The sequence below is a fragment of the Mycolicibacterium wolinskyi str. Jessa 2025 genome (assembly GCF_049241375.1).
In the GTDB taxonomy this organism is placed as follows: domain Bacteria; phylum Actinomycetota; class Actinomycetes; order Mycobacteriales; family Mycobacteriaceae; genus Mycobacterium; species Mycobacterium wolinskyi.
Genome location: NZ_CP185960.1, coordinates 5,705,384 through 5,723,752, shown reverse-complemented (window position 1 = coordinate 5,723,752; position 18,369 = coordinate 5,705,384). Strand labels below are relative to the sequence as shown.

Annotated in this window: 16 protein-coding genes; 8 read left to right on the top strand and 8 right to left on the bottom strand. The window is 67.5% G+C overall.

Translation table 11 applies throughout. The features are described 5' to 3' along the window. Position 1: 1 nt before the first annotated feature. A complete protein-coding gene (locus ACOI2T_RS28300; RefSeq protein ID WP_409501951.1) occupies positions 2–1,579 on the top strand; it encodes a DNA polymerase Y family protein in 1,578 nt (525 codons plus the stop codon). A gap of 58 nt (positions 1,580–1,637) precedes the next feature. Here the strand turns inward: ACOI2T_RS28300 and ACOI2T_RS28295 are convergent, their stop codons facing one another. Beyond that, entirely contained in the window at positions 1,638–2,633 is a 996-nt protein-coding gene (locus ACOI2T_RS28295) for a nucleoside hydrolase (protein ID WP_421877431.1), read from the bottom strand. A gap of 105 nt (positions 2,634–2,738) precedes the next feature. Between ACOI2T_RS28295 and ACOI2T_RS28290 the strand changes: the two genes are divergently transcribed. Continuing rightward, positions 2,739–3,128, top strand: a complete 390-nt coding sequence (locus ACOI2T_RS28290) for a VOC family protein (protein ID WP_409501949.1) — start codon at positions 2,739–2,741, stop codon at positions 3,126–3,128. Between the two features lie 3 nt (positions 3,129–3,131). On the opposite strand, the gene ACOI2T_RS28285 is transcribed toward ACOI2T_RS28290, so the two are convergent. Together ACOI2T_RS28285 and ACOI2T_RS28280 are read right to left on the bottom strand one after the other, a co-directional pair. Further along, positions 3,132–3,449 carry a DMT family transporter gene (locus tag ACOI2T_RS28285; RefSeq protein ID WP_409501948.1) on the bottom strand — a complete coding sequence of 106 codons (318 nt, stop codon included), beginning with the start codon at positions 3,447–3,449 and terminating at the stop codon, positions 3,132–3,134. A 17-nt stretch (positions 3,450–3,466) separates the two neighbouring features. Further along, positions 3,467–4,204 (bottom strand): SDR family NAD(P)-dependent oxidoreductase, encoded by a 738-nt coding sequence (locus tag ACOI2T_RS28280; protein WP_409501947.1) that lies wholly within the window; start codon positions 4,202–4,204, stop codon positions 3,467–3,469. Between the two features lie 51 nt (positions 4,205–4,255). Between ACOI2T_RS28280 and ACOI2T_RS28275 the strand changes: the two genes are divergently transcribed. Further along, positions 4,256–4,927, top strand: coding sequence for a TetR/AcrR family transcriptional regulator (locus ACOI2T_RS28275; protein ID WP_067842775.1), 672 nt, complete (start codon positions 4,256–4,258; stop codon positions 4,925–4,927). Here ACOI2T_RS28275 and ACOI2T_RS28270 read toward each other — a convergent pair. Then, on the bottom strand, positions 4,887–6,911 hold the full coding sequence (locus ACOI2T_RS28270; protein ID WP_409501946.1) for an SDR family oxidoreductase: 2,025 nt from the start codon (positions 6,909–6,911) through the stop codon (positions 4,887–4,889). The two genes, ACOI2T_RS28275 and ACOI2T_RS28270, sit on opposite strands and share 41 nt — an antisense overlap. Positions 6,912–6,982: 71 nt before the next feature. Here ACOI2T_RS28270 and ACOI2T_RS28265 point away from each other — a divergent pair, with 71 nt between their 5' ends. The 3 genes from ACOI2T_RS28265 to ACOI2T_RS28255 all read left to right on the top strand — a co-directional run bounded on the left by ACOI2T_RS28265 (position 6,983) and on the right by ACOI2T_RS28255 (position 10,383). After that, positions 6,983–7,849, top strand: a complete 867-nt coding sequence (locus tag ACOI2T_RS28265) for a MaoC family dehydratase (protein ID WP_409501945.1) — start codon at positions 6,983–6,985, stop codon at positions 7,847–7,849. A gap of 90 nt (positions 7,850–7,939) precedes the next feature. Then, complete coding sequence (locus ACOI2T_RS28260; RefSeq protein WP_409502354.1) at positions 7,940–8,830, top strand: universal stress protein; 891 nt, start codon at positions 7,940–7,942, stop codon at positions 8,828–8,830. Beyond that, positions 8,827–10,383 (top strand): APC family permease, encoded by a 1,557-nt coding sequence (locus ACOI2T_RS28255; RefSeq protein ID WP_409501944.1) that lies wholly within the window; start codon positions 8,827–8,829, stop codon positions 10,381–10,383. Before ACOI2T_RS28260 ends, ACOI2T_RS28255 begins: the two co-directional genes overlap by 4 nt. 230 nt (positions 10,384–10,613) lie before the next feature. Here ACOI2T_RS28255 and ACOI2T_RS28250 read toward each other — a convergent pair whose 3' ends face one another. After that, entirely contained in the window at positions 10,614–11,684 is a 1,071-nt protein-coding gene (locus tag ACOI2T_RS28250; RefSeq protein WP_409501943.1) for a hypothetical protein, read from the bottom strand. Positions 11,685–11,759: 75 nt separating this feature from the next. Next, positions 11,760–12,536 (bottom strand): SDR family NAD(P)-dependent oxidoreductase, encoded by a 777-nt coding sequence (locus ACOI2T_RS28245; RefSeq protein ID WP_409501942.1) that lies wholly within the window; start codon positions 12,534–12,536, stop codon positions 11,760–11,762. An 86-nt stretch (positions 12,537–12,622) separates the two neighbouring features. Here ACOI2T_RS28245 and ACOI2T_RS28240 point away from each other — a divergent pair, with 86 nt between their 5' ends. Then, positions 12,623–13,477: a helix-turn-helix transcriptional regulator gene (locus ACOI2T_RS28240; RefSeq protein WP_409501941.1), complete on the top strand. Its 855-nt coding sequence runs from the start codon at positions 12,623–12,625 to the stop codon at positions 13,475–13,477. Here the strand turns inward: ACOI2T_RS28240 and ACOI2T_RS28235 are convergent. Together ACOI2T_RS28235 and ACOI2T_RS28230 are read right to left on the bottom strand one after the other, a co-directional pair. Beyond that, the gene (locus ACOI2T_RS28235) at positions 13,390–14,685 is read right to left on the bottom strand and encodes an MbnB/TglH/ChrH family RiPP precursor modification enzyme (protein WP_409501940.1); all 1,296 of its coding nucleotides are present in this window, start codon (positions 14,683–14,685) and stop codon (positions 13,390–13,392) included. The genes ACOI2T_RS28240 and ACOI2T_RS28235 overlap by 88 nt on opposite strands. Positions 14,686–14,692: 7 nt before the next feature. Continuing rightward, the gene (locus tag ACOI2T_RS28230) at positions 14,693–14,914 is read right to left on the bottom strand and encodes a hypothetical protein (protein WP_067842796.1); all 222 of its coding nucleotides are present in this window, start codon (positions 14,912–14,914) and stop codon (positions 14,693–14,695) included. Between the two features lie 140 nt (positions 14,915–15,054). Here ACOI2T_RS28230 and ACOI2T_RS28225 point away from each other — a divergent pair, with 140 nt between their 5' ends. Next, positions 15,055–18,345 (top strand): error-prone DNA polymerase, encoded by a 3,291-nt coding sequence (locus ACOI2T_RS28225; RefSeq protein ID WP_409501939.1) that lies wholly within the window; start codon positions 15,055–15,057, stop codon positions 18,343–18,345. The last annotated feature ends 24 nt before the right edge of the window (positions 18,346–18,369 follow it).

The following is an 18,369-nucleotide window of genomic DNA, read 5'->3' as shown; positions in this document are numbered from 1 at the left end:
CATGCCCGCGGGTTCCAGGGTGCTGGCCCTGTGGTGCATGGACTGGCCTGCCGTCGCCGCGGCCGCCGCGGCGGGCCTTTCGCCCACCGCCCCGGTCGCGGTGACGCTGGCCAACCGGGTCATCGCCTGTTCGGCATCGGCGCGCGCGGCGGGTGTGCGGCGCAGGCTGCGCCGACGCGAAGCCCAGGCCCGATGCCCGGAGTTGCACGTCGTCACCGCCGACCCGGCGCGGGATGCCCGCCATTTCGAGGGCGTGACGGCCGCCGTCGACGAATTGGTCCCGCGCGCGGAAGTACTGCGGCCGGGCCTGCTGGTGCTGTCGGTGCGCGGGGCCGCCCGGTATTTCGGATCCGAACCGGCGGCAGCCGAACGGCTTGTCGACGCCGTCGCCGCGGTGGGGGCGGAGTGCCAGGTCGGTATCGCCGACCAGTTGGCCACTGCCGTCTTCGCGGCCAGGGCAGGCCGCATCGTCGAACCGGGACAGGACGCGCCGTTCCTGTCCGGCCTGTCCATCCGACAGCTGGCCACCGAACCGGCGCTGGCCGCCCCCGGCCGAGAGGATCTGGCAGATCTGCTGTGGCGGATGGGTATCCGGACCCTGGGTAAATTCGCGGCGTTGTCCCGCACCGATGTCGCGTCCCGGTTCGGTGCGGATGCGGTGGCAGCGCACCGGTTCGCGCGCGGTGAGCCCGCGCGGGGGCCGTCGGGGCGGGATCCGGCGGCCGAACTCGACGCGGTGATGAACTGCGACCCGCCGATCGAGCGGGTGGATGCCGCCGCCTTCGCCGGCCGCTCGTTGGCCAGTGCCCTGCATCGCAGCCTGGAGGCGGCCGGTGTCGGGTGTACCCGCCTGGCCATCCACGCCGTCACCGCCAATGGCGAAGAGCTGGAACGGGTTTGGCGTTGTGCCGAACCGCTGACCGAGGATGCCACCGCCGATCGCGTGCGCTGGCAACTCGACGGCTGGCTGAATCGGCGCACCTCCGAGCGGCCCACCGCCCCGGTCACGGTACTGCGGCTGCGCCCGGTGGAGGTGGTGTCGGCGGGTGCGCTGCAACTGCCGCTGTGGGGTGGTGTCGGTGAGGAGGACCGGTTGCGGGCCCGGCGCGCACTGGTGCGGGTTCAGGGGCTGCTCGGTCCGGAGGCCGTGCAGGTGCCGGTGCTCAGCGGTGGGCGCGGGCCCGCCGAACGCATCACCTTCACTCCGCTGGGGGATGAGCCGGTGCCGCGGGCTGACCCGCGGCAACCCTGGCCCGGCCAACTACCCGAGCCCTCGCCGACCGTATTGCTCGACGACCCGGTGGAACTCCTTGATGCACAAGGTGATCCGATTCGGGTCACCAGCCGAGGGATGTTCTCTGCCGATCCGGCACGGCTGTCGGGCGCAGGCAAACGCGGTGGCAGGCTGCGCTGGTGGGCCGGGCCGTGGCCGGTCGACGAGCGGTGGTGGGATCCCGAGAACCGGGGCGCGGGCCGCACCGCCCGCGCCCAGGTGCTCATGGGCGACGGCGAGGCCGGTTTGGCGATGCTGCTGTGCTACCGGCAGCGGCGGTGGTACTTGGAGGGGGTCTATGAGTGATGAGAGACGCCGAACGTGAACTTGTGTGCGACTTTTCGGCCGAATAACGACAACAAGCTCACGTTGGACGAAGGACAGCGGTGAACGCACCGACCCGGTCGATGAACCGATCGAAGAACACCACCGGGTCGACGTCCACACCGATGAGCGCGTTGGGCTTGCGGCCCCAGTGCCCGCGCCAGTCGGCAACCGTCATACCGCGCGTCAGCGTCCCGGCCAGCTCGACGTCGACGGTGGTCTGGCGGTACTGCACCAGGTCGGGGTCGAGTGCGACCGCCGCGGCCAGCGGATCATGCAGGTGAGCGAGATAGCCGTCGCCGGTGTCGAAGTGGAACTCGAAGTAGAACCGCATGGAATCCTCGAACACGCAGATCAGCGGGTTGGCCGAGGTTGATCGCGTGCCTCGCTCGTCGAGCACGCTCATCGGCGCGGACGTGGCCCCGCCTGCTGCCGCCAGCCGGTTCAGCAGCGCGGGCGTCATCGCGATGTTCTCGGTGAGGTTGAGGCCCAGCACGATCGGCACGTGGCCGGGGTCGTCGAGCCCCCACGCGGCACCCCAGCCGCCGAAGACCTCGGCCGCCGACTCCGGGTCCACGCTGATGTTCCACTCCGAGACCGGTGTGGTGTTGCCGCGGTAGTCGAATGCACCGCCCATGATCACGAGCCGGCGCAGCAGTTTGGGCAGGCCCGGCTCGATCCGCATGGCCAGCGCGAGATTGGTCAGCGGTCCGGTCGCCAGTCCGATCAGCTCACCCGGATACGCGCGCGCGGCGCGCACCCACGCTTCGGCGGCGTCGTAGTCGGTGAGCGGCCGATCACTGGCCGGCAAACGCGCGTAGCCGAGGCCTTGCGGGCCGTGGGTGTCCTCGGCCGTGCGCAGCGGCGCCTTCAACGGCTGTTCGGCGCCTTTGGACACCGGAATTCCCGTTGCCCCACACAGCTCCAGCAGTCCCAGGTTGTTGACGCAGACCTGTTGCACCGGAACGTTTCCCGCGGTCGACGCGATGCCGACGATCTCGGCCTCGGGGCTGGCCAGCAGGTACACGAGGGCCATCGCATCGTCGACGCCGGTGTCCACATCGGCGAAGACGGGTAACGGAGTATTCACTTCGCCCAGCCTAGAGCGAGACTAAAATTCTCCACCGAGGAGGCGACGACGATGACTGGTCGGGTTGTGCACTTCGAGGTGCCCTTCAGTGACGGCAAGCGTGCGAAAGACTTCTACCAGCAGGTGTTCGGCTGGCAGGTCAACGAATATCCCGAGATGAACTACACGGGTGTCGCGACCGGCCCGGTGGCCGAATCGGGAATGCCCGCAGAGCCCGGATACATCGGTGGTGGCATGTTCGAACGTGAACCGGCGTATCCGCAGGGGCCCGTGATCACCATCGACGTGCCGAATATCGACGCCGCGCTGGAGAAGATCCGGTCCCTCGGCGGCGAACAGGTCGGCGAGAAGACCGCGGTGGGAGAAATGGGGTTTGCGGCCTACTTCAAAGACACCGAGGGCAACGTCCTGGGTCTGTGGGAGACCGCCGCGCAGTCCTGAGCTTCACTGCTCGACAAGACGCAGGCCGATCAGGCCCACCACGATCAGCGCGATGAACGTCATCCGCCACGGGCTCAGTGCGTCGCTGAACAGCGCCACGCCCGCGACCGTCACGCCCACCGCGCCGATTCCGGCCCATACGGCGTAGGCGGTTCCCACCGGCAGCTGCTTGACGGCAATCGCGAGGATCGCGAAGCTGGCCGCCGCGGCGGTCACGCACACCACGCTCGGCCACAACCGCGTGAATCCGTCCGACTGTTTGATGGCCAGCGCCCAGACGATTTCCAGTAGTCCGGCGAAGATTAGCAATGCCCATGCCATCGTGGGTCTCCCTCGTGTCAGGCGTTGTAACCGCCGTCGACGGTCAAGGTGGTGCCGTTGACGTATTGCGCGTCGGGTCCGGCGAGATAGGCGACCGCAGCGGCGATCTCGTCGGCGCGCCCGTAGCGGCCGAGGGGAATGTTGGGCAGGTCGGCGATGGCGTCGTCACTGTCGGCCGGGTTCATCTCGGTGTCGGTGTTGCCGGGGTGGACGACGTTGGCGGTGATGCCGCGGGGTCCGAGATCGCGGGCCAGGCCACGGGCCAGCCCGGCCACCGCGGCCTTGGTCGCCGAGTACAGCGTCACGCCGGGGTAGGGCACGTGATCGGCAAGGGTGCTGCCGATCGTGATGATCCGGCCGCCCTCACCCATGACGGCCGCGGCGGCCTGGCTGAACAAGAACGGCGCACGGATGTGCAGATCGATGGCCTGGTCCAACTCGGCGGCGCTGACCTGGTCGAGGGGACCGTTCGGAAACACCCCGGCGTTGTTCACGAGGATGTCGAGGCGACCGAACGCTTCGATGACGGCGTCGACCGCCTGCCGCGCCGCCTCGGCTGCGGCGCTGTTTGCCTGCACCGCAATGGCTTTCGATCCCGTCGCGGTGATCTCGTCGACCACGGTGGCGGCCCGCTCGGGCGAGGAGTGGTAGGTGATGGCGACGTCGGCGCCCTCGGCCGCCAGTCGCCGGGCGATCGCTGCGCCGATCCCGCGGCTGCCTCCGGTGATCAATGCGGCTTTCGACTCCAGCGACATGACAGTCTCCCATCAATTTTGTAATAGTCACTACAAATATAGACTCTTCATATGTCCCGTCAACCCACGGCCCGCCGCGGTCGGCCCCGCGCATTCGACCGCGGTACCGCACTCGAGGCAGCGATGGACGTGTTCTGGGAGCGGGGCTACGAGGGCACGCGAGTGAGTGATCTGACGAAGGCGATGGGCCTGAACGCCCCGAGCCTCTACGCCACATTCGGCTCCAAGGAAGACCTGTTCCGGGAGGCCGTCGCGCACTACAACGCGCCCGACCGCTCGCCGACCACGATCGCGCTGCAGCGGCCGGGGCCCGTCCGTGACGCGGTGGAGGCGATGCTGCGCGACAACGTGCGTGAGTACGCCGATCCCGACACCCCGCCGGGCTGTCTGATCGTCCTGGCCGGGATCGCCTATTCGGCCGAGACCGAGGTGTTGCGTGACCTGCTCAAGAGCTGTCGAGACGAAGACCGCGCCCGGCTGCTCGGCCGAATCCAGGGCGGAATCACGGCAGGTGAGCTACCCGCCGGTCTGGACGCGCAGCGGCTCGCCTCGTTCCTCATGACGGTGCTGCACGGGCTGTCCATCCAGGCGCGCGACGGCGCCTCGCGCGCCGACATGGAGGCGGCGGTGGACATGGCAATGCTGGCTTGGGACCGCACTGTCGACGCCGCCGCCGGGCGGGCTACCAGTGCAGGCCCGGCACCATCCGCGCCGCCCGCTTGACCGGGCGGGCCACCGAACGCGGCACGCGCAGCGATCGCCGCGAGCGGGCAGGCCGCTTGGGTCTGCGAGTGGGAACCGTTGTGCTGTCGGTGGTTTCGGCCGGAGCCAGTCCGCGGGCCGCCGCCGAATCGGGGTAACCCAGATAGAGCTGATGCAGCACCCGGCGGGACAGCTTGGGGGTCATGTAGTTGCCGAAGTCGGCGAAGGTGCCCAGCGGGGTGTCGATGCGCGGCGGTTTTTCGACCAGGCCTCGCACCACCATCGCCGCGGCGTGCTCGGCCGAGATCGGCGGCACCGGGTTGAGCCGGCGCGACGGCGCGATCATCGGCGTCTTCACCAACGGCATGTGGATGTTGGTGAACGTGATGTGATCGGACAGGGTTTCGGTCGAGACCACATCGGAGAACGCATCCAACGCAGCCTTGCTGGGCAGGTACGAGCTGTACTTGGGGGTGTGCGCCTGCACCCCTGCGCTCGACACGTTGACCACATGGCCGAAGCGGCGTTCCCGCCAGTGCGGCAGCAGGGCCAGCACCATCCGCACCGCGCCGAAGTAGTTGACCGCCATGACTCTTTCGTAGTCATGCAGGCGGTCGGTCGAGTTCACCACCGACCGGCGGATCGACCGGCCGGCGTTGTTCACCAGATAGTCGACGTGGCCGAACCGGCCGAGGATGTCCTTGACCGTGTGCTCGACCGACGCGGAATCGGTGACGTCACACGTGAATGCGTATGCCTGGCCGCCGGCGGCACGGATCTCGGCGACCAGGTCGTCGAGTGCGTCTGCGTTACGGGCCAATGCGAACACGCAGCCACCCCGCTCGGCCACCGCGATCGCCGAGGCCCGGCCGATGCCACTGGAGGCGCCGGTGATGATGACGTGCTTGCCGACGAGTGGTCCGGCCGGATCGTCACGCCGAGCCCGGTCCGGGTCGAGGTGTCTTGCCCAGTACTCCCACAGCCTCGGTGCGTAGGAAGCGAATTCGGGGACCTCGATCCCGGTGCCGCGCAACGCATCGAGGGTGTTGTCGGCGGTGAACGTCGGCATCAGGTCCACGACATCGAGCACCTCGCCGGGGATACCGAGCTGGGTGGCCACGATGTTGCGCACGGCCTTGACGCGTCCGCGCGCCTTCACCACCGGTGCCGCGGTGGCCCGCGGCAGCGTGCCGCGCAGCGGCGGCAGCCCGGCCACATCCGCGATGCCGCGGTAAATTCCGCGCAGCCCAATGGTTTTCGGAGCCGTCAGGTGGAACGTCTGGCCATCGCGGCCCTCGGCGTGCATGAGGTGGACCAGGGCGTTCACCACGTAGTCGACCGGCACGATGTTGGTGCGGCCGGTATCGGGCAGCATCACCGGCGTGAACCGGGGAAGGCCTGCGAGGGCGGACAGAATCCCGAAGAAGTAGTACGGGCCGTCGATCTTGTCCATCTCGCCGGTGGCCGAGTCTCCGACCACCACCGCGGGCCGGTACACGCGGTAGCGCAGCCCTGCCGTGGACCGCACGAGCATCTCGGCCTCGAACTTTGTCTGGTGATATGGCGTCGGCAAGTCCTGGGCGACGTCGAAATCGTCTTCGGTGAAAACGCCCCGATAGGTGCCCGCGACCGCGATGGACGACACGTGGTGCAACGTCGCATCGAGACGCCGGGCCAGCGAGATCACCGCGCGGGTGCCGTCCACATTGGCGGCCCGCTGTTCGGATTCGCCGACCGTCATGTCGTAGATGGCCGCGCAATGCACGACGTGCGAGACGTCCCCGAGCTCGGCGACGTCGGCCTCACTGAGGCCGAGATCGGCCGTCGTCAGATCTCCGACCAGCGGTTTCGTCCGCTCGTTCCAGTCCTGTGCGAGGTGTTCGAACCGGTTCAACGATTCCCGGCGAACCAGCACCCAGACCTCGGCGTCGGGCTGCTGCGTCAGAATCCGCGACACCACGCGGCGACCAATAAACCCGGTACCGCCGGTAACGACATAGCGCATGCGAGACATGGTGGCCCTATATCGGGCAAACGTCAACTGGGGCTGTCGGCCGAGCGGCTATCGTCCGACGCATGCCCATCAATCCGCATGCCATCGGTGAAAAGACTGATCCACAACGCTTCGAATGGACCGACCGCGACACCCTGCTGTACGCGCTCGGCGTCGGTGCCGGCACCGACGACCTGGCGTTCACCACGGAGAACAGTCACGAGATCGAGCAGCAGGTACTGCCGACGTATGCGGTGATCGCGTGCTCCCCGTTCGCCGCGGCGCTCAAGATAGGCACCTTCAACTTCGGCATGCTGCTGCACGGTTCGCAGGAGATCCGGCTGTTCAATCCGCTTCCGCCGGCCGGAAAGATGACCGTGGTGTCCGAGGTCGCCGACATCCAGGACAAGGGCGAGGGCAAGAACGCCGTGGTGATGCTCAAAGGCGTCGGCACCGACACCGACAGCGGAGAGGTCATCGCTGAAACCCTCACAACGGTGGTGATCCGCGGCGAGGGTGGTTTCGGTGGACAGCCCGGCCAGCGGCCTGCCGCCCCGGAGATTCCCGACCGGGAGCCCGACGCCCGGGTGGCGCTGCCCACTCGCGAGGATCAGGCGCTGATCTACCGGCTGTCCGGCGACCGCAACCCGTTGCACAGCGACCCGTGGTTCGCCAAGAATCTCGCGGGCTTCCCGAAACCGATCCTGCACGGGCTGTGCACCTACGGGGTGGCCGGGCGGGCACTCGTGGCCGAGCTCGGCGGCGGGGATGCGACGAAGGTCCACGCGGTGGCGGCGCGGTTCACCTCGCCGGTGTTCCCGGGTGAGACGCTGACGACGTCGATCTGGCGCACCGAACCCGGCCGCGCGGTGTTCCGGACCGAGGCGGCAAATCCGGACGGGTCGGGTGCCCGCCTGGTGCTGGAGGACGGCGCCGCCGAATTTCACTGAAGCGCTGCTAAGCAGGACCGTAGGTTGACAGGATCGTTTTCACTGGGTCGCACGGCTCCGTGCGGGATTGGTGGGTGACACGTGGCAAAGCTGAAGTTGGTCGTCGGGTATCTCGCCACCCCGGGTGGTGCGGACGCGTTGGCCCTCGCCGTCCGGTTCGCGAGAACTCTGGATGCCGCGGTCGAGATCTGCATCGTGCTGCCGCCCGACACTCGGCTGCCGGGTCTGGTGCCGAAGGGCGGTTACGAGGATGTACTGGCGGATCAGGCCAAAGGCTGGTTGAACGAGGCGCTGGCCAAAGTGCCTGATGATGTTGTGGCACACGGTCATCTGAGCTTCGACGAGTCATTCGCCGACGGGCTGATTCGCGAGGCGTTGCGGCTCGAGGCGCTTGCCGTCGTGGTCGGCGGATCCGGCGGTGGCCTGGTCGGCAGTTACTCGTTGGGTTCGGTGGTCAACGAACTGCTGCACTCGTCGCCGCTGCCGGTCGCGGTGGCACCGCGCGGAACCCGGGAGTCCAAGGTCGAGCGGGTCAGGGAAGTCACCTGTGCGATCGGCCAGCGCACAGGTTCGGATCTCTTGCTGGACACGGCTGTCCGGGCGAGCCGGGCGGCGGGCACACCGCTGCGGCTGGTGTCGCTCGTGGCGCTCGATCCCACCTTCGGATCCCTGCGCTCCGATGATGACGCGGTCCGCGAACACGCGCTCGCCCATGCCCGGGAAACTCTGGAGGCCGCTAAAAGTGAGCTGCCGGAGGGGTTCCCAGTGACCTCGACTATCGTGAACGGTCCCACCGTCGAGGCTGCGGTGAACAAGCTGGAATGGCACGACGGTGACGTCATCATGGTCGGGTCGAGTCGGCTGAGCGCGCCTCGCCGGATCTTCCTCGGATCCACCGCGGCGAAGATGTTGCGGGTGTTGGATGTGCCGATGGTTGTTGTGCCCAGGGACGAGTTGAAGGATGGCGAGGAGCGGCAATGACGGAATCCGCCTCAGAGTCTGCGTCGCATCGCGAACTGGAGACCGCGGAGCAGTCTGCCGGGCTGGTCTCCAAAGGGCTGGCATCGGGTAAGGTCGGCACGTTTTCGGGTGCCATCCTTGGCATCTCGTCGGTCGCTCCGGGCTACACCCTCACCGCCAGCATCGGCCTGATCGTCGCGGCCGTCGGCCTGAAGATGCCCGCGATTCTCATCGCGGGCTTCATCCCGATGTTCCTGACGGCATACGCCTACCGGGAGCTGAATTCTCGCGCCCCCGACTGCGGTGCGTCATTCACGTGGTCCACCAAGGCATTCGGGCCTTATGTCGGGTGGATGTGCGGCTGGGGCATGGTGATGGCAACCATCATCGTGCTGTCCAACCTGGCCGCGATAGCCGTCGAGTTCTTCTATCTGTTCATCGCCCGGGTGACCAACAACCCGTCGATCGCCGACCTCGCCGGCAACAAGGCCATCAACATCATCACCACCCTCGTGTTCCTGGCGATCGCCACCGCGATCGCAAGCCGGGGCATCACCACCAGCGAGCGCGTGCAGTATGTGCTGGTCGGATTCCAGATGGTGGTGCTTTTGGCGTTCGCGATCATGGCGTTCGTTCATGTCGGCCGCGGTGACGCGCCCGCGGGCCTGTCGCTCGACCTGGACTGGTTCAACCCGTTCACCGGACTTGCCTTGAGTGCCTTTGCGATCGGCGTGACGGGATCGATCTTCGCGTTCTGGGGCTGGGACACGTGCCTGACCCTGGGGGAGGAGTCGAAAGACCCGACGAAGGTTCCCGGCCGCGCCGGCCTCTTGTGCGTGTTGTCCATCCTGGCGACCTATCTGCTCATCGCCGTCGCGGTGATGATGTACGCCGGCGTGGGCGAAGCCGACCTCGGGCTCGGCAATCCCGACAACGCCGACAACGTGTTCGCCGCGCTCGCCGATCCGGTGCTGGGTACCCTGGCCGGGCCACTGCTGTTCCTCGCGATCCTGGCCTCCTCGGTGGCCAGCCTGCAGACCACGTTCCTGCCTGCCGCTCGGGCGATGCTGGCGATGGGCGCCTACAAGGCCTTCCCGGCACGCTTCGCCGAAGTCAGCCCGCGCTACCTGGTGCCAAGCTTCGCGACGATCACGGCCGGTGTGGTGACAGGCGTGTTCTACACCGTGGTGAGCGTGCTCTCCGAGAGTGCACTGCTGGATACCATTGCCGCCCTTGGCATCATGATCTGCTGGTATTACGGCATCACCGCATTCGCGTGTGTCTGGTACTTCCGCCGCGAGCTGTTCGCCAATGCCCACAATGTGGTGTTCAAGCTCGTGTTCCCGTTGCTCGGCGGCATCATGCTGGCCGTGGTGTTCGTGATCGCCATCGGCGAGAGCATGAACCCGGAGAACGGCAGCGGTGCCGCGATCGGCGGTATCGGCCTGGTGTTCTTCATGGGCTTCGGCATCCTGCTGCTCGGCGCCGTGCTCATGTTGATCTGGCGCTCACGCAGCCCGGAGTTCTTCCGCGGCGAGACGCTGCGCCATGACACCCCGTCGCTCGTGGAGTAGGTGCGGCGACGCCGAGTCCGACGAAATGGCTGTTCCCGCAGAGGGTTTCCAGCCATTCCGTCGGTCTCACGCGAAGTATTTCTCCTATTGGTGGTCTTCTGACGCACTGTGGCGAACGTGCAGGCTTTTGCGACCGAGAGCCGTGATCGCCACGAAACGTTGCACGCTCGTCACAGCGTCCGCCACTCCATCTACGGCGTCAGCGGAGCCTCGTTGTGCGCAAAGGGCGCTCAGCTGCCGGCGGCGTTACCGATGCCGGACTCGCCCTTCACGTGGGCAAGCTCGAACGGATCGAGAATGTCCCACACCGTCGCGACTGCCTGATCCTTGAGAACGGCGGCCGGATCTTCCAGGTTCAGCAGGTCGGCGGCGATGTCGTAGCCGTAGTACGCGAACGATCCGATCGGCGTCGTCTTGATCAGCTCGTTGATGATGAGCTGGCGGGCACGGTCACCTTCCGGTCCACTGCCCAGGCCGGGCGCCAGGGCGGGCAGGATCTTGCTGATCGGAATGACGGCGTTGACCCACGGCACGATCTGGCTGCCGCGGTAGATCTGCTCGGTTGCTTCGCGAATGAACGGATCGAATGCGTCGAGCGCTTCGGGCGTGAGGTTCATCAACGCGTTCCGAAGCTCCATGATCTCGTCGGGGATATCGGTTGGCTCCGGATCATCCGGTCGGAAGGGGTTGGGGCTCCACGGCGTATCCGCGGCGGTGTCGGCCTGCGTCTCGACGGCAGCGGCCACCTTCGGCGAGCTGACCACCGTCGTGTTCGTCGGCTCGGCAACCGGTTCGGTCTCCAGCGTGCTGTCCGGCTTGGGAGCGGCGGCCTGCTTGGGTGTGAACAGGTTCTTGAGCTTCGCGATCTGCTCGGCCTCGAACTCCTCGGCGCTCGGCTTGGCGGCAGGCTTGGTTGCGGGCTTGGTCGCCGGTTTGGCCAGTGAGTCGGAGATCGTCTTCGACACTGTGCTGACGGTCTTGGTGACCTGCTCGTTGAGCTTTTCGCCGGCCTTCTCGAGGTTGTCGTTGAGCTTCGACAGCGGCTTGGGGCGGTCGGGCTTCGTATCGGCCTTGGAATCCGATTCCGAATCAGACTTTGAATCAGTCTTGGCACCCGCGTTGGCGGCCGGCTTCTTGGGTCCCGTGTTGGGTTTGGAGCTGCTGCTGGAGGTGGTGTCCTTCGAGCCGCTGTCGGTGGACTCCGCATGCGCGGTGCCCTGCCCCGCCGCGGCGATGGCCGCCCCGACACCCACCGCTACCGCAACACCGCCGACGTAGCCGATGTACTTCGTTGACGTCATCGCCGTCCTTTCACAGCCGATCCCCAGCCCAGAGGCATCGTAGGGGGTAGGCGAGGATCCGGCAGCGCGAGGGCGTCACACCCAGGTGCCGCCGTCGACGCGCAGCGTCACGCCGGTGACGTACGAGGCCCGGTCGCTCAGCAGCCATGCCGCGGCCTCGGCGACCTCCTCGGGCCGGGCAGCACGGCCCAGCGGGGTTTCTGCGACGATCCGCTCGATGACGCCGGGGCTCACGTCCTCCCACTGCTGGATCATCTCGGTGAGAGTGGGCCCCGGCGCGATGGCGTTGACCCGGATGCCCTCGGATCCGTATGTGGCGGCGGCAGATTCGGTGAGGCTGTTGACGGCCCTCTTCATCGCTCCGTACGCCGGCAGCTCGGGATTGCTGTGCAAACTGCCGACGCTTGAAGTGTTGACGATCGCACCGGTCTTGGCGGTGGCGCGGATCGCAGCGATCTCGGCGGTCATGGCCTGCCACACGCCTTTGAGGTTGACGGCGTAGACGTGATCGAAGTCGGCCTCGGCCACCTCGTCGAGCGGTCCCGGTGGCTGGATCGTCGCACCGTTGTTGAAGGCGATGTCGAGCCGGCCCCACAACTCGACGGTGCGCTGGACCGCGGCTTGCACACTGGCCCCGTCGGCCAGGTCGCACACCACGTAGTCCGCTGTGCCGCCGGCGTCGCGAATCTCGTCGGTGACCGTCTTGAGCTCACGCTCGGTCCGAGCCGCGAGCAGCACGGTCGCACCCTCACGCGCGAACAGGCGGGCCGCCGCCGCGCCGATGCCTCGTCCCGCGCCGGAGATGAATGCGATCTTGCCGGTGAGCATGCCGATGTGTGTCGTTTGAGTCATGGAATCGAGCGTGCGGGCGGTCACGCAGCGGATCCAGGTATTACCGATACCTGGCTACCGCCGCGGCGCCCCGGACAATGGAAGGCGTGGACAAGCGTGAATTCGGGGCGTTTCTGCGCAGCAGGCGCGAGCGGATCAGTCCCACCGATGTCGGGTTGCCGGTCGGTGCTCGGCGTCGCACCCCGGGTCTGCGCCGCGACGAGGTCGCGCACCTCGCGTTCATCTCCACCGAGTACTACACGCGCCTGGAGCAGGCCCGTGCCCCGCATCCGTCGCGGGAAGTGCTCGCGGGACTGACGCGCGCGCTCAGATTGTCCGATGCCGAACGTGCCCACCTGTATGTGCTGGCCGGTGTCGAGCCCGCGGCGCCACTTGGTCCACCGCGCGCCGTCCGGCAGAGCATCCTCGACCTGTTGCATCGTCTGCCGCAGGCCGCGGCGATCGTGCTGTCCGCCACCTATGAGGTGATCGCCTGGAACGACCTCGCGTGTGCGCTCATGGAGGACTTCTCGGCACTGTCGCGCCGCGACCGCAATCTCGTGCGACGCGCGTTTCTCGGACCGCGGCCGCCGGGCGGGCGGCGGCTGTACGGCGTATCCGACGCCGACGAGTTCGGCCGCACGTGCACCCAGCACCTGCGGGCCACCGCGGCCCGCTATCCGGACGACCCCGAGACCGCTGAGCTGATCGCCGAATTACGCGCGGGCAGCGAGGAATTCCGACAGCTGTGGGACGCCCACGACGTGATCGCCCAACCCGCTCTGTGTAAGACGTTCGCACATCCCGTGGTCGGCCCGGTGGCGGTCAACTGCGATGTGCTCGACATCGCGGATCGCGACCAACGGGTCGTGATCTACACCCCGGAACCGGGCTCGCCGTCCGAGGAAGCCATGCGACTGTTGGCGGTTCTCGGCACCCAACGCATGGACGTGCCGGGCTGAGGGGACTCGAGCCATTCGGCGAACTGTCGTCCTTCATCGATTGCCCAACGCTGCGGCGACGACGCATCGAGGTAGGACTCCAGCAGCTTTTCGGTGTCGGCCATGCCGTGTGTTGTGATCAGCTCTCGCAGCAGGTCCGGGCAGGCAAGCGTGAGCTGACCGAGCCGCGCCCGGTCGGCCAAACTTCGCAACAGGCGCATACCGGGATCGTCGGTCGGCGGATCGGCCGCGGCGCGCGCCGTGTAGGCCGCCAGGCGCCGCTCCCAGTCCCTGGTTTCGGCGAGGCCATGGGTAACGCGAAATCCGTTGTGAGCATACGGTTGTCGGACACGCCGGAACGGCGGTGACTCGACGGTGCCCGCGCACGCACGGTGCAGCGCTTCCAGGACAGCCCTCAGGCCGGCGGCGCCGAGCATGACCATCGAGGAGGGGACCGCCTCGAACACCACTGCCCGCAGCTGCGGCAGTTGTCCGACGACGTGGCTGAGTATCGTCAGCAGTTCGAGATCGGGGCCGCCGATGTGAGCGTCGAGGTAGTAGCCGTCGAGTTCGACGCCGCCGGCGACGTGGATCTCCAGCACGCGATCGAGGGGCAGGGCGGCGAGCACCTCGTCGACGGATTGGCGGCCGTTGCGCTGGTTGGTCAGAAGGTTGTGCAGGTCGAGCAGGATGCCGCAGTCGGCGCGCTCCACGATCTCGGCGATGAACACCCCGTCGGGCAGCTCACCGGGCCGCGGGCGTAGATAGTTCACCCCGGTCTCGATGAGAAATGGTCGTTCTGAACAGCTTTGGTAGCCACGGATATGCTCGACCGCAGCCTCGACCCCGCCCAGGGTTTGGGCCGGCGGCAGGAGAAATCCGGCATCGAGATCGCGGCCCGCGTGCCGGACGCGGTTGAACGACAGGTGCTCGCTCCAGTGCGGGGCGCCGAGACGTTTCGCGCACGCGGCGGTCAGCGCGAGACCCTGGGGATCGGGTGCCTCGCAGCCGCCGACGGGAAAACCCACGCCGTGCACGAGCGCGGGGCGGCCCCGGCTTTCGAGCCATGTGAAGGCGGGTTCATTGACGTCCCAGCCGTTTCCGTCACGTGGGTGCCACATGGTCTGCGGCTCGACCTCGACCATGTCGATCAGGTGGGCGATGTCGTCCCACACCAGATCAAGCCCGGTGGTGGCGATGACGCCGACGCCGAGGCCGGGCCGAGACATGGCAGCGTCATCCCATGTTGGGCGCGGCGAAGCCCTCTTCGTCGACGACGAAGTCGGCGAACGTCTGCCACTGCAGGTCCAGCCCGGAGTGACAGCCGGGGCAGCCGGCCTTACCGAGCACCTCGGCCTGCGCTTTCTGGAACTTCTTGAGATCGAACAGCACCGAGTCGGGGGCGCTGATCCGGATCCGGTCGCGCGGCGGCAGGGGCTGGGGATTCAATTCGGCCATGATGATGTCCTTTCTCGCTGGTCACCGGGCAATCCGGATAGGTCGACGGTAGGAAGTCCGATGCTCAAGATCGCGCGTAGTCGACTACTTGAATTCCGCGGCAATGGCCGTGTCGAACATGTGTTCGATACACTGGTGTGGTGGGTTGGCACAACGGGCCGCCGAGCTGGACCGAGATGGAGCGCGTGCTTACCGGCAAGCCGCGTCGCTCCGGCCTGCCGCTGGAAGACCAAGCCGGTGACGGCGGAGACAGCCCGGCCTGGTCGCGTAAACGGGGTGCCTATGAGCCGCCCGAGCGGTCCCGGACGTCGGCATCGGCGATCCCTTATGCCGAACTGCACGCGCATTCGGCCTACAGCTTCCTCGACGGGGCCAGCACGCCGGAGGAGCTCGTCGAGGAGGCGGCCCGGCTCAACCTGCGGGCCATTGCGCTGACCGATCATGACGGGCTCTACGGCGTGGTGCGGTTCGCCGAGGCTGCCAGGGAGCTCGACGTGGCCACGGTGTTCGGCGCCGAGCTGTCGCTGGGCAATGTCGCGCGCACCGAACATCCCGATCCGCCCGGGCCGCACCTGCTGGTGCTGGCCCGCGGTCCGGAAGGGTACCGCCGGCTGTCGCGCGAAATCGCCAAGGCCCATCTGGCCGGGGGCGAAAAAGGCAAGCCCCGCTACGATTTCGACGCGTTGACCGAGGCCGCTGGCGGGCACTGGCACATCCTCACCGGATGCCGCAAGGGGCATGTCCGTCAAGCGCTTTCGCGCGGCGGTCCGGAAGCGGCGAGCAAGGCGCTGGCCGATCTGGTCGACCGGTTCGGGGCGGACCGGGTCAGCGTCGAGCTCACCCACCACGGCCAGCCCTGTGACGACGAACGCAACGCCGCGCTGGCCGAGCTCGCGCCCCGCTTCGGTCTCGACGTCGTCGCCACCACCGGCGCGCACTTCGCGGCCCCCGACCGGGGCCGGCTGGCCATGGCCATGGCCGCGATCCGGGCCAGGAATTCGATGGACTCTGCGGCGGGGTGGCTGGCGCCGCTCGGTGGCGCACACCTGCGGTCGGGGGAGGAGATGGCCCAGCTGTTCGGCCCCGACATCGTCTCGGCCGCTGCCGATCTCGGCGAGCAGTGCGCGTTCGGGCTCGCCCTCATCGCCCCGCAGCTGCCGCCGTTCGACGTGCCCGCCGGGCACACCGAGGACAGCTGGCTGCGCCATCTCGTCATGGCGGGAGCGGCTGAACGCTATGGATCGCCCGAGCGGGCTCCCAAGGCGTACGCGCAGATCGAGCACGAGTTGCGAATCATCGAACAACTGGAATTTCCCGGCTATTTCCTGGTGGTGCACGACATCACGCGGTTCTGCCGGGACAACCACATCCTGTGCCAGGGCAGAGGATCGGCGGCCAACTCGGCGGTCTGTTACGCACTCAAGGTCACCAATGTCGATCCGATCGCCAACGAGCTGTTGTTCGAGCGGTTCTTGTCACCGGCTCGCGACGGCCCGCCCGACATCGATATCGACATCGAATCGGACTTGCGCGAGAACGTCATCCAGTACGTCTATGAGCGTTACGGCCGGGACTACGCGGCCCAGGTCGCCAACGTCATCACCTATCGCGGCCGCAGCGCGGTCCGCGACATGGCCCGCGCGTTGGGATTCTCCCAGGGGCAGCAGGACGCCTGGAGTAAGCAGCTCAGCCGGTGGAACGGGCTTCCCGATTCGCCGGACGTGGCCGAGATCCCCGAGCCGGTGATCGACCTCGCCACCCAGATCGCCAACCTGCCCCGCCACATGGGCATCCACTCGGGCGGCATGGTGATCTGTGACCGCCCCATCGCCGACGTGTGCCCGGTGGAGTGGGCGCGGATGGAAAACCGCAGTGTGCTGCAGTGGGACAAAGACGACTGTGCGGCAATCGGTTTGGTGAAGTTCGACCTTCTCGGGCTCGGCATGCTCTCGGCGCTGCACTACGCCATCGACCTGCTCGACGAACACAAGGGCATCAAAGTCGACCTGGCCAAACTGGACCTGTCCGAAGCCGCGGTCTACGAGATGCTGCAGAAGGCCGACTCGGTCGGGGTGTTCCAGGTGGAGTCCCGCGCGCAGATGGCCACCCTGCCGCGGCTCAAACCCCGCGAATTCTACGACCTGGTGGTCGAGGTGGCGCTCATCCGTCCCGGGCCCATCCAGGGTGGTTCGGTGCACCCCTACATCAAGCGCCGCAACGGTTTGGAGCGCGTCACCTACGAGCATCCGTCGATGGAGCCCGCGCTGAAGAAGACGCTCGGCGTGCCGCTGTTCCAGGAGCAGCTCATGCAGCTGGCCGTCGACTGTGCGGGCTTCACCGCGGCCGAGGCCGATCAGCTGCGCCGGGCGATGGGCTCCAAACGCTCGACCCAGAAGATGCGCCGCCTGCGCGGCCGGTTCTACGACGGCATGCGCGACCGGCACGGCATCACCGGTGAGGTGGCCGACCGGATCTATGAGAAGCTGGAAGCCTTCGCCAATTTCGGCTTCCCGGAAAGCCATTCGTTGAGCTTCGCGTCACTTGTGTTCTACTCGTCGTGGTTCAAGCTGCACCACCCCGCGGTATTCTGTGCCGCGCTGCTGCGCGCCCAGCCGATGGGGTTCTACTCGCCGCAGTCACTGGTCGCCGATGCGCGCCGACACGGCGTGACGGTGCACGGACCCGACGTCAACGCCAGCCTGGCCTATGCCACCCTGGAGAACCGCGGCATGGACGTGCGGCTCGGGCTCGGCAGTGTCCGCCACATCGGCGACGATCTCGCGCAGCGCATGGTCGACGAACGAAAAGCCAACGGGCCGTTCGCAACCCTGCTCGACCTTACCGGCCGGGTGCAGCTGTCCGTCCCGCAGACCGAGGCGCTGGCCACCGCGGGTGCGCTGGGGTGTTTCGGGATCACCCGCCGGGAGGCACTGTGGGCGGCGGGTGCGGCCGCCACCCAACGGCCGGACCGGCTGCCGGGGGTTGGATCGTCATCGCACATCCCGTCGTTGCCCGGCATGAGTGCGCTGGAACTGGCCGCGTCCGACGTGTGGGCCACCGGCATCTCCCCGGACAGCTATCCCACCGAGTTCCTGCGCGCCGACCTCGACGCGTTGGGCGTGATACCCGCAGACAAATTACTGGAGGTTGCAGACGGCACCCGAATCCTGATCGCCGGGGCGGTAACTCACCGGCAGCGGCCTGCGACCGCGCAGGGCGTGACGTTCGTGAACCTGGAAGACGAGACCGGCATGGTCAACGTCCTGTGCGCGCCGGGCGTGTGGGCCCGGCACCGCAAGCTGGCCCAGACGGCGTCAGCCCTGCTGGTCCGCGGCATCGTGCAGAACGCCACCGGTGCGGTCACCGTCGTCGCCGACCGGATGGAACCACTGAAGTTGCGGGTGGGTTCGCGGTCTCGTGACTTCCGGTGACGTCGGGGAGTGAAGTGTTCATCG

What these genes read in the sequence shown, in the direction of transcription:
- ACOI2T_RS28235 (WP_409501940.1), bottom strand. Translation starts at nt 14,685, where the DNA reads ATGTCTCGGCCCGGCCTCGGCGTCGGCGTCATCGCCACCACCGGGCTT.
- ACOI2T_RS28285 (WP_409501948.1), bottom strand. Translation starts at nt 3,449, where the DNA reads ATGGCATGGGCATTGCTAATCTTCGCCGGACTACTGGAAATCGTCTGG.
- ACOI2T_RS28230 (WP_067842796.1), bottom strand. Translation starts at nt 14,914, where the DNA reads ATGGCCGAATTGAATCCCCAGCCCCTGCCGCCGCGCGACCGGATCCGG.
- ACOI2T_RS28255 (WP_409501944.1), top strand. Translation starts at nt 8,827, where the DNA reads ATGACGGAATCCGCCTCAGAGTCTGCGTCGCATCGCGAACTGGAGACC.
- ACOI2T_RS28290 (WP_409501949.1), top strand. Translation starts at nt 2,739, where the DNA reads ATGACTGGTCGGGTTGTGCACTTCGAGGTGCCCTTCAGTGACGGCAAG.
- ACOI2T_RS28295 (WP_421877431.1), bottom strand. Translation starts at nt 2,633, where the DNA reads ATGGCCCTCGTGTACCTGCTGGCCAGCCCCGAGGCCGAGATCGTCGGC.
- ACOI2T_RS28265 (WP_409501945.1), top strand. Translation starts at nt 6,983, where the DNA reads ATGCCCATCAATCCGCATGCCATCGGTGAAAAGACTGATCCACAACGC.
- ACOI2T_RS28300 (WP_409501951.1), top strand. Translation starts at nt 2, where the DNA reads ATGCCCGCGGGTTCCAGGGTGCTGGCCCTGTGGTGCATGGACTGGCCT.
- ACOI2T_RS28250 (WP_409501943.1), bottom strand. Translation starts at nt 11,684, where the DNA reads ATGACGTCAACGAAGTACATCGGCTACGTCGGCGGTGTTGCGGTAGCG.
- ACOI2T_RS28245 (WP_409501942.1), bottom strand. Translation starts at nt 12,536, where the DNA reads ATGACTCAAACGACACACATCGGCATGCTCACCGGCAAGATCGCATTC.
- ACOI2T_RS28270 (WP_409501946.1), bottom strand. Translation starts at nt 6,911, where the DNA reads ATGCGCTATGTCGTTACCGGCGGTACCGGGTTTATTGGTCGCCGCGTG.
- ACOI2T_RS28280 (WP_409501947.1), bottom strand. Translation starts at nt 4,204, where the DNA reads ATGTCGCTGGAGTCGAAAGCCGCATTGATCACCGGAGGCAGCCGCGGG.
- ACOI2T_RS28275 (WP_067842775.1), top strand. Translation starts at nt 4,256, where the DNA reads ATGTCCCGTCAACCCACGGCCCGCCGCGGTCGGCCCCGCGCATTCGAC.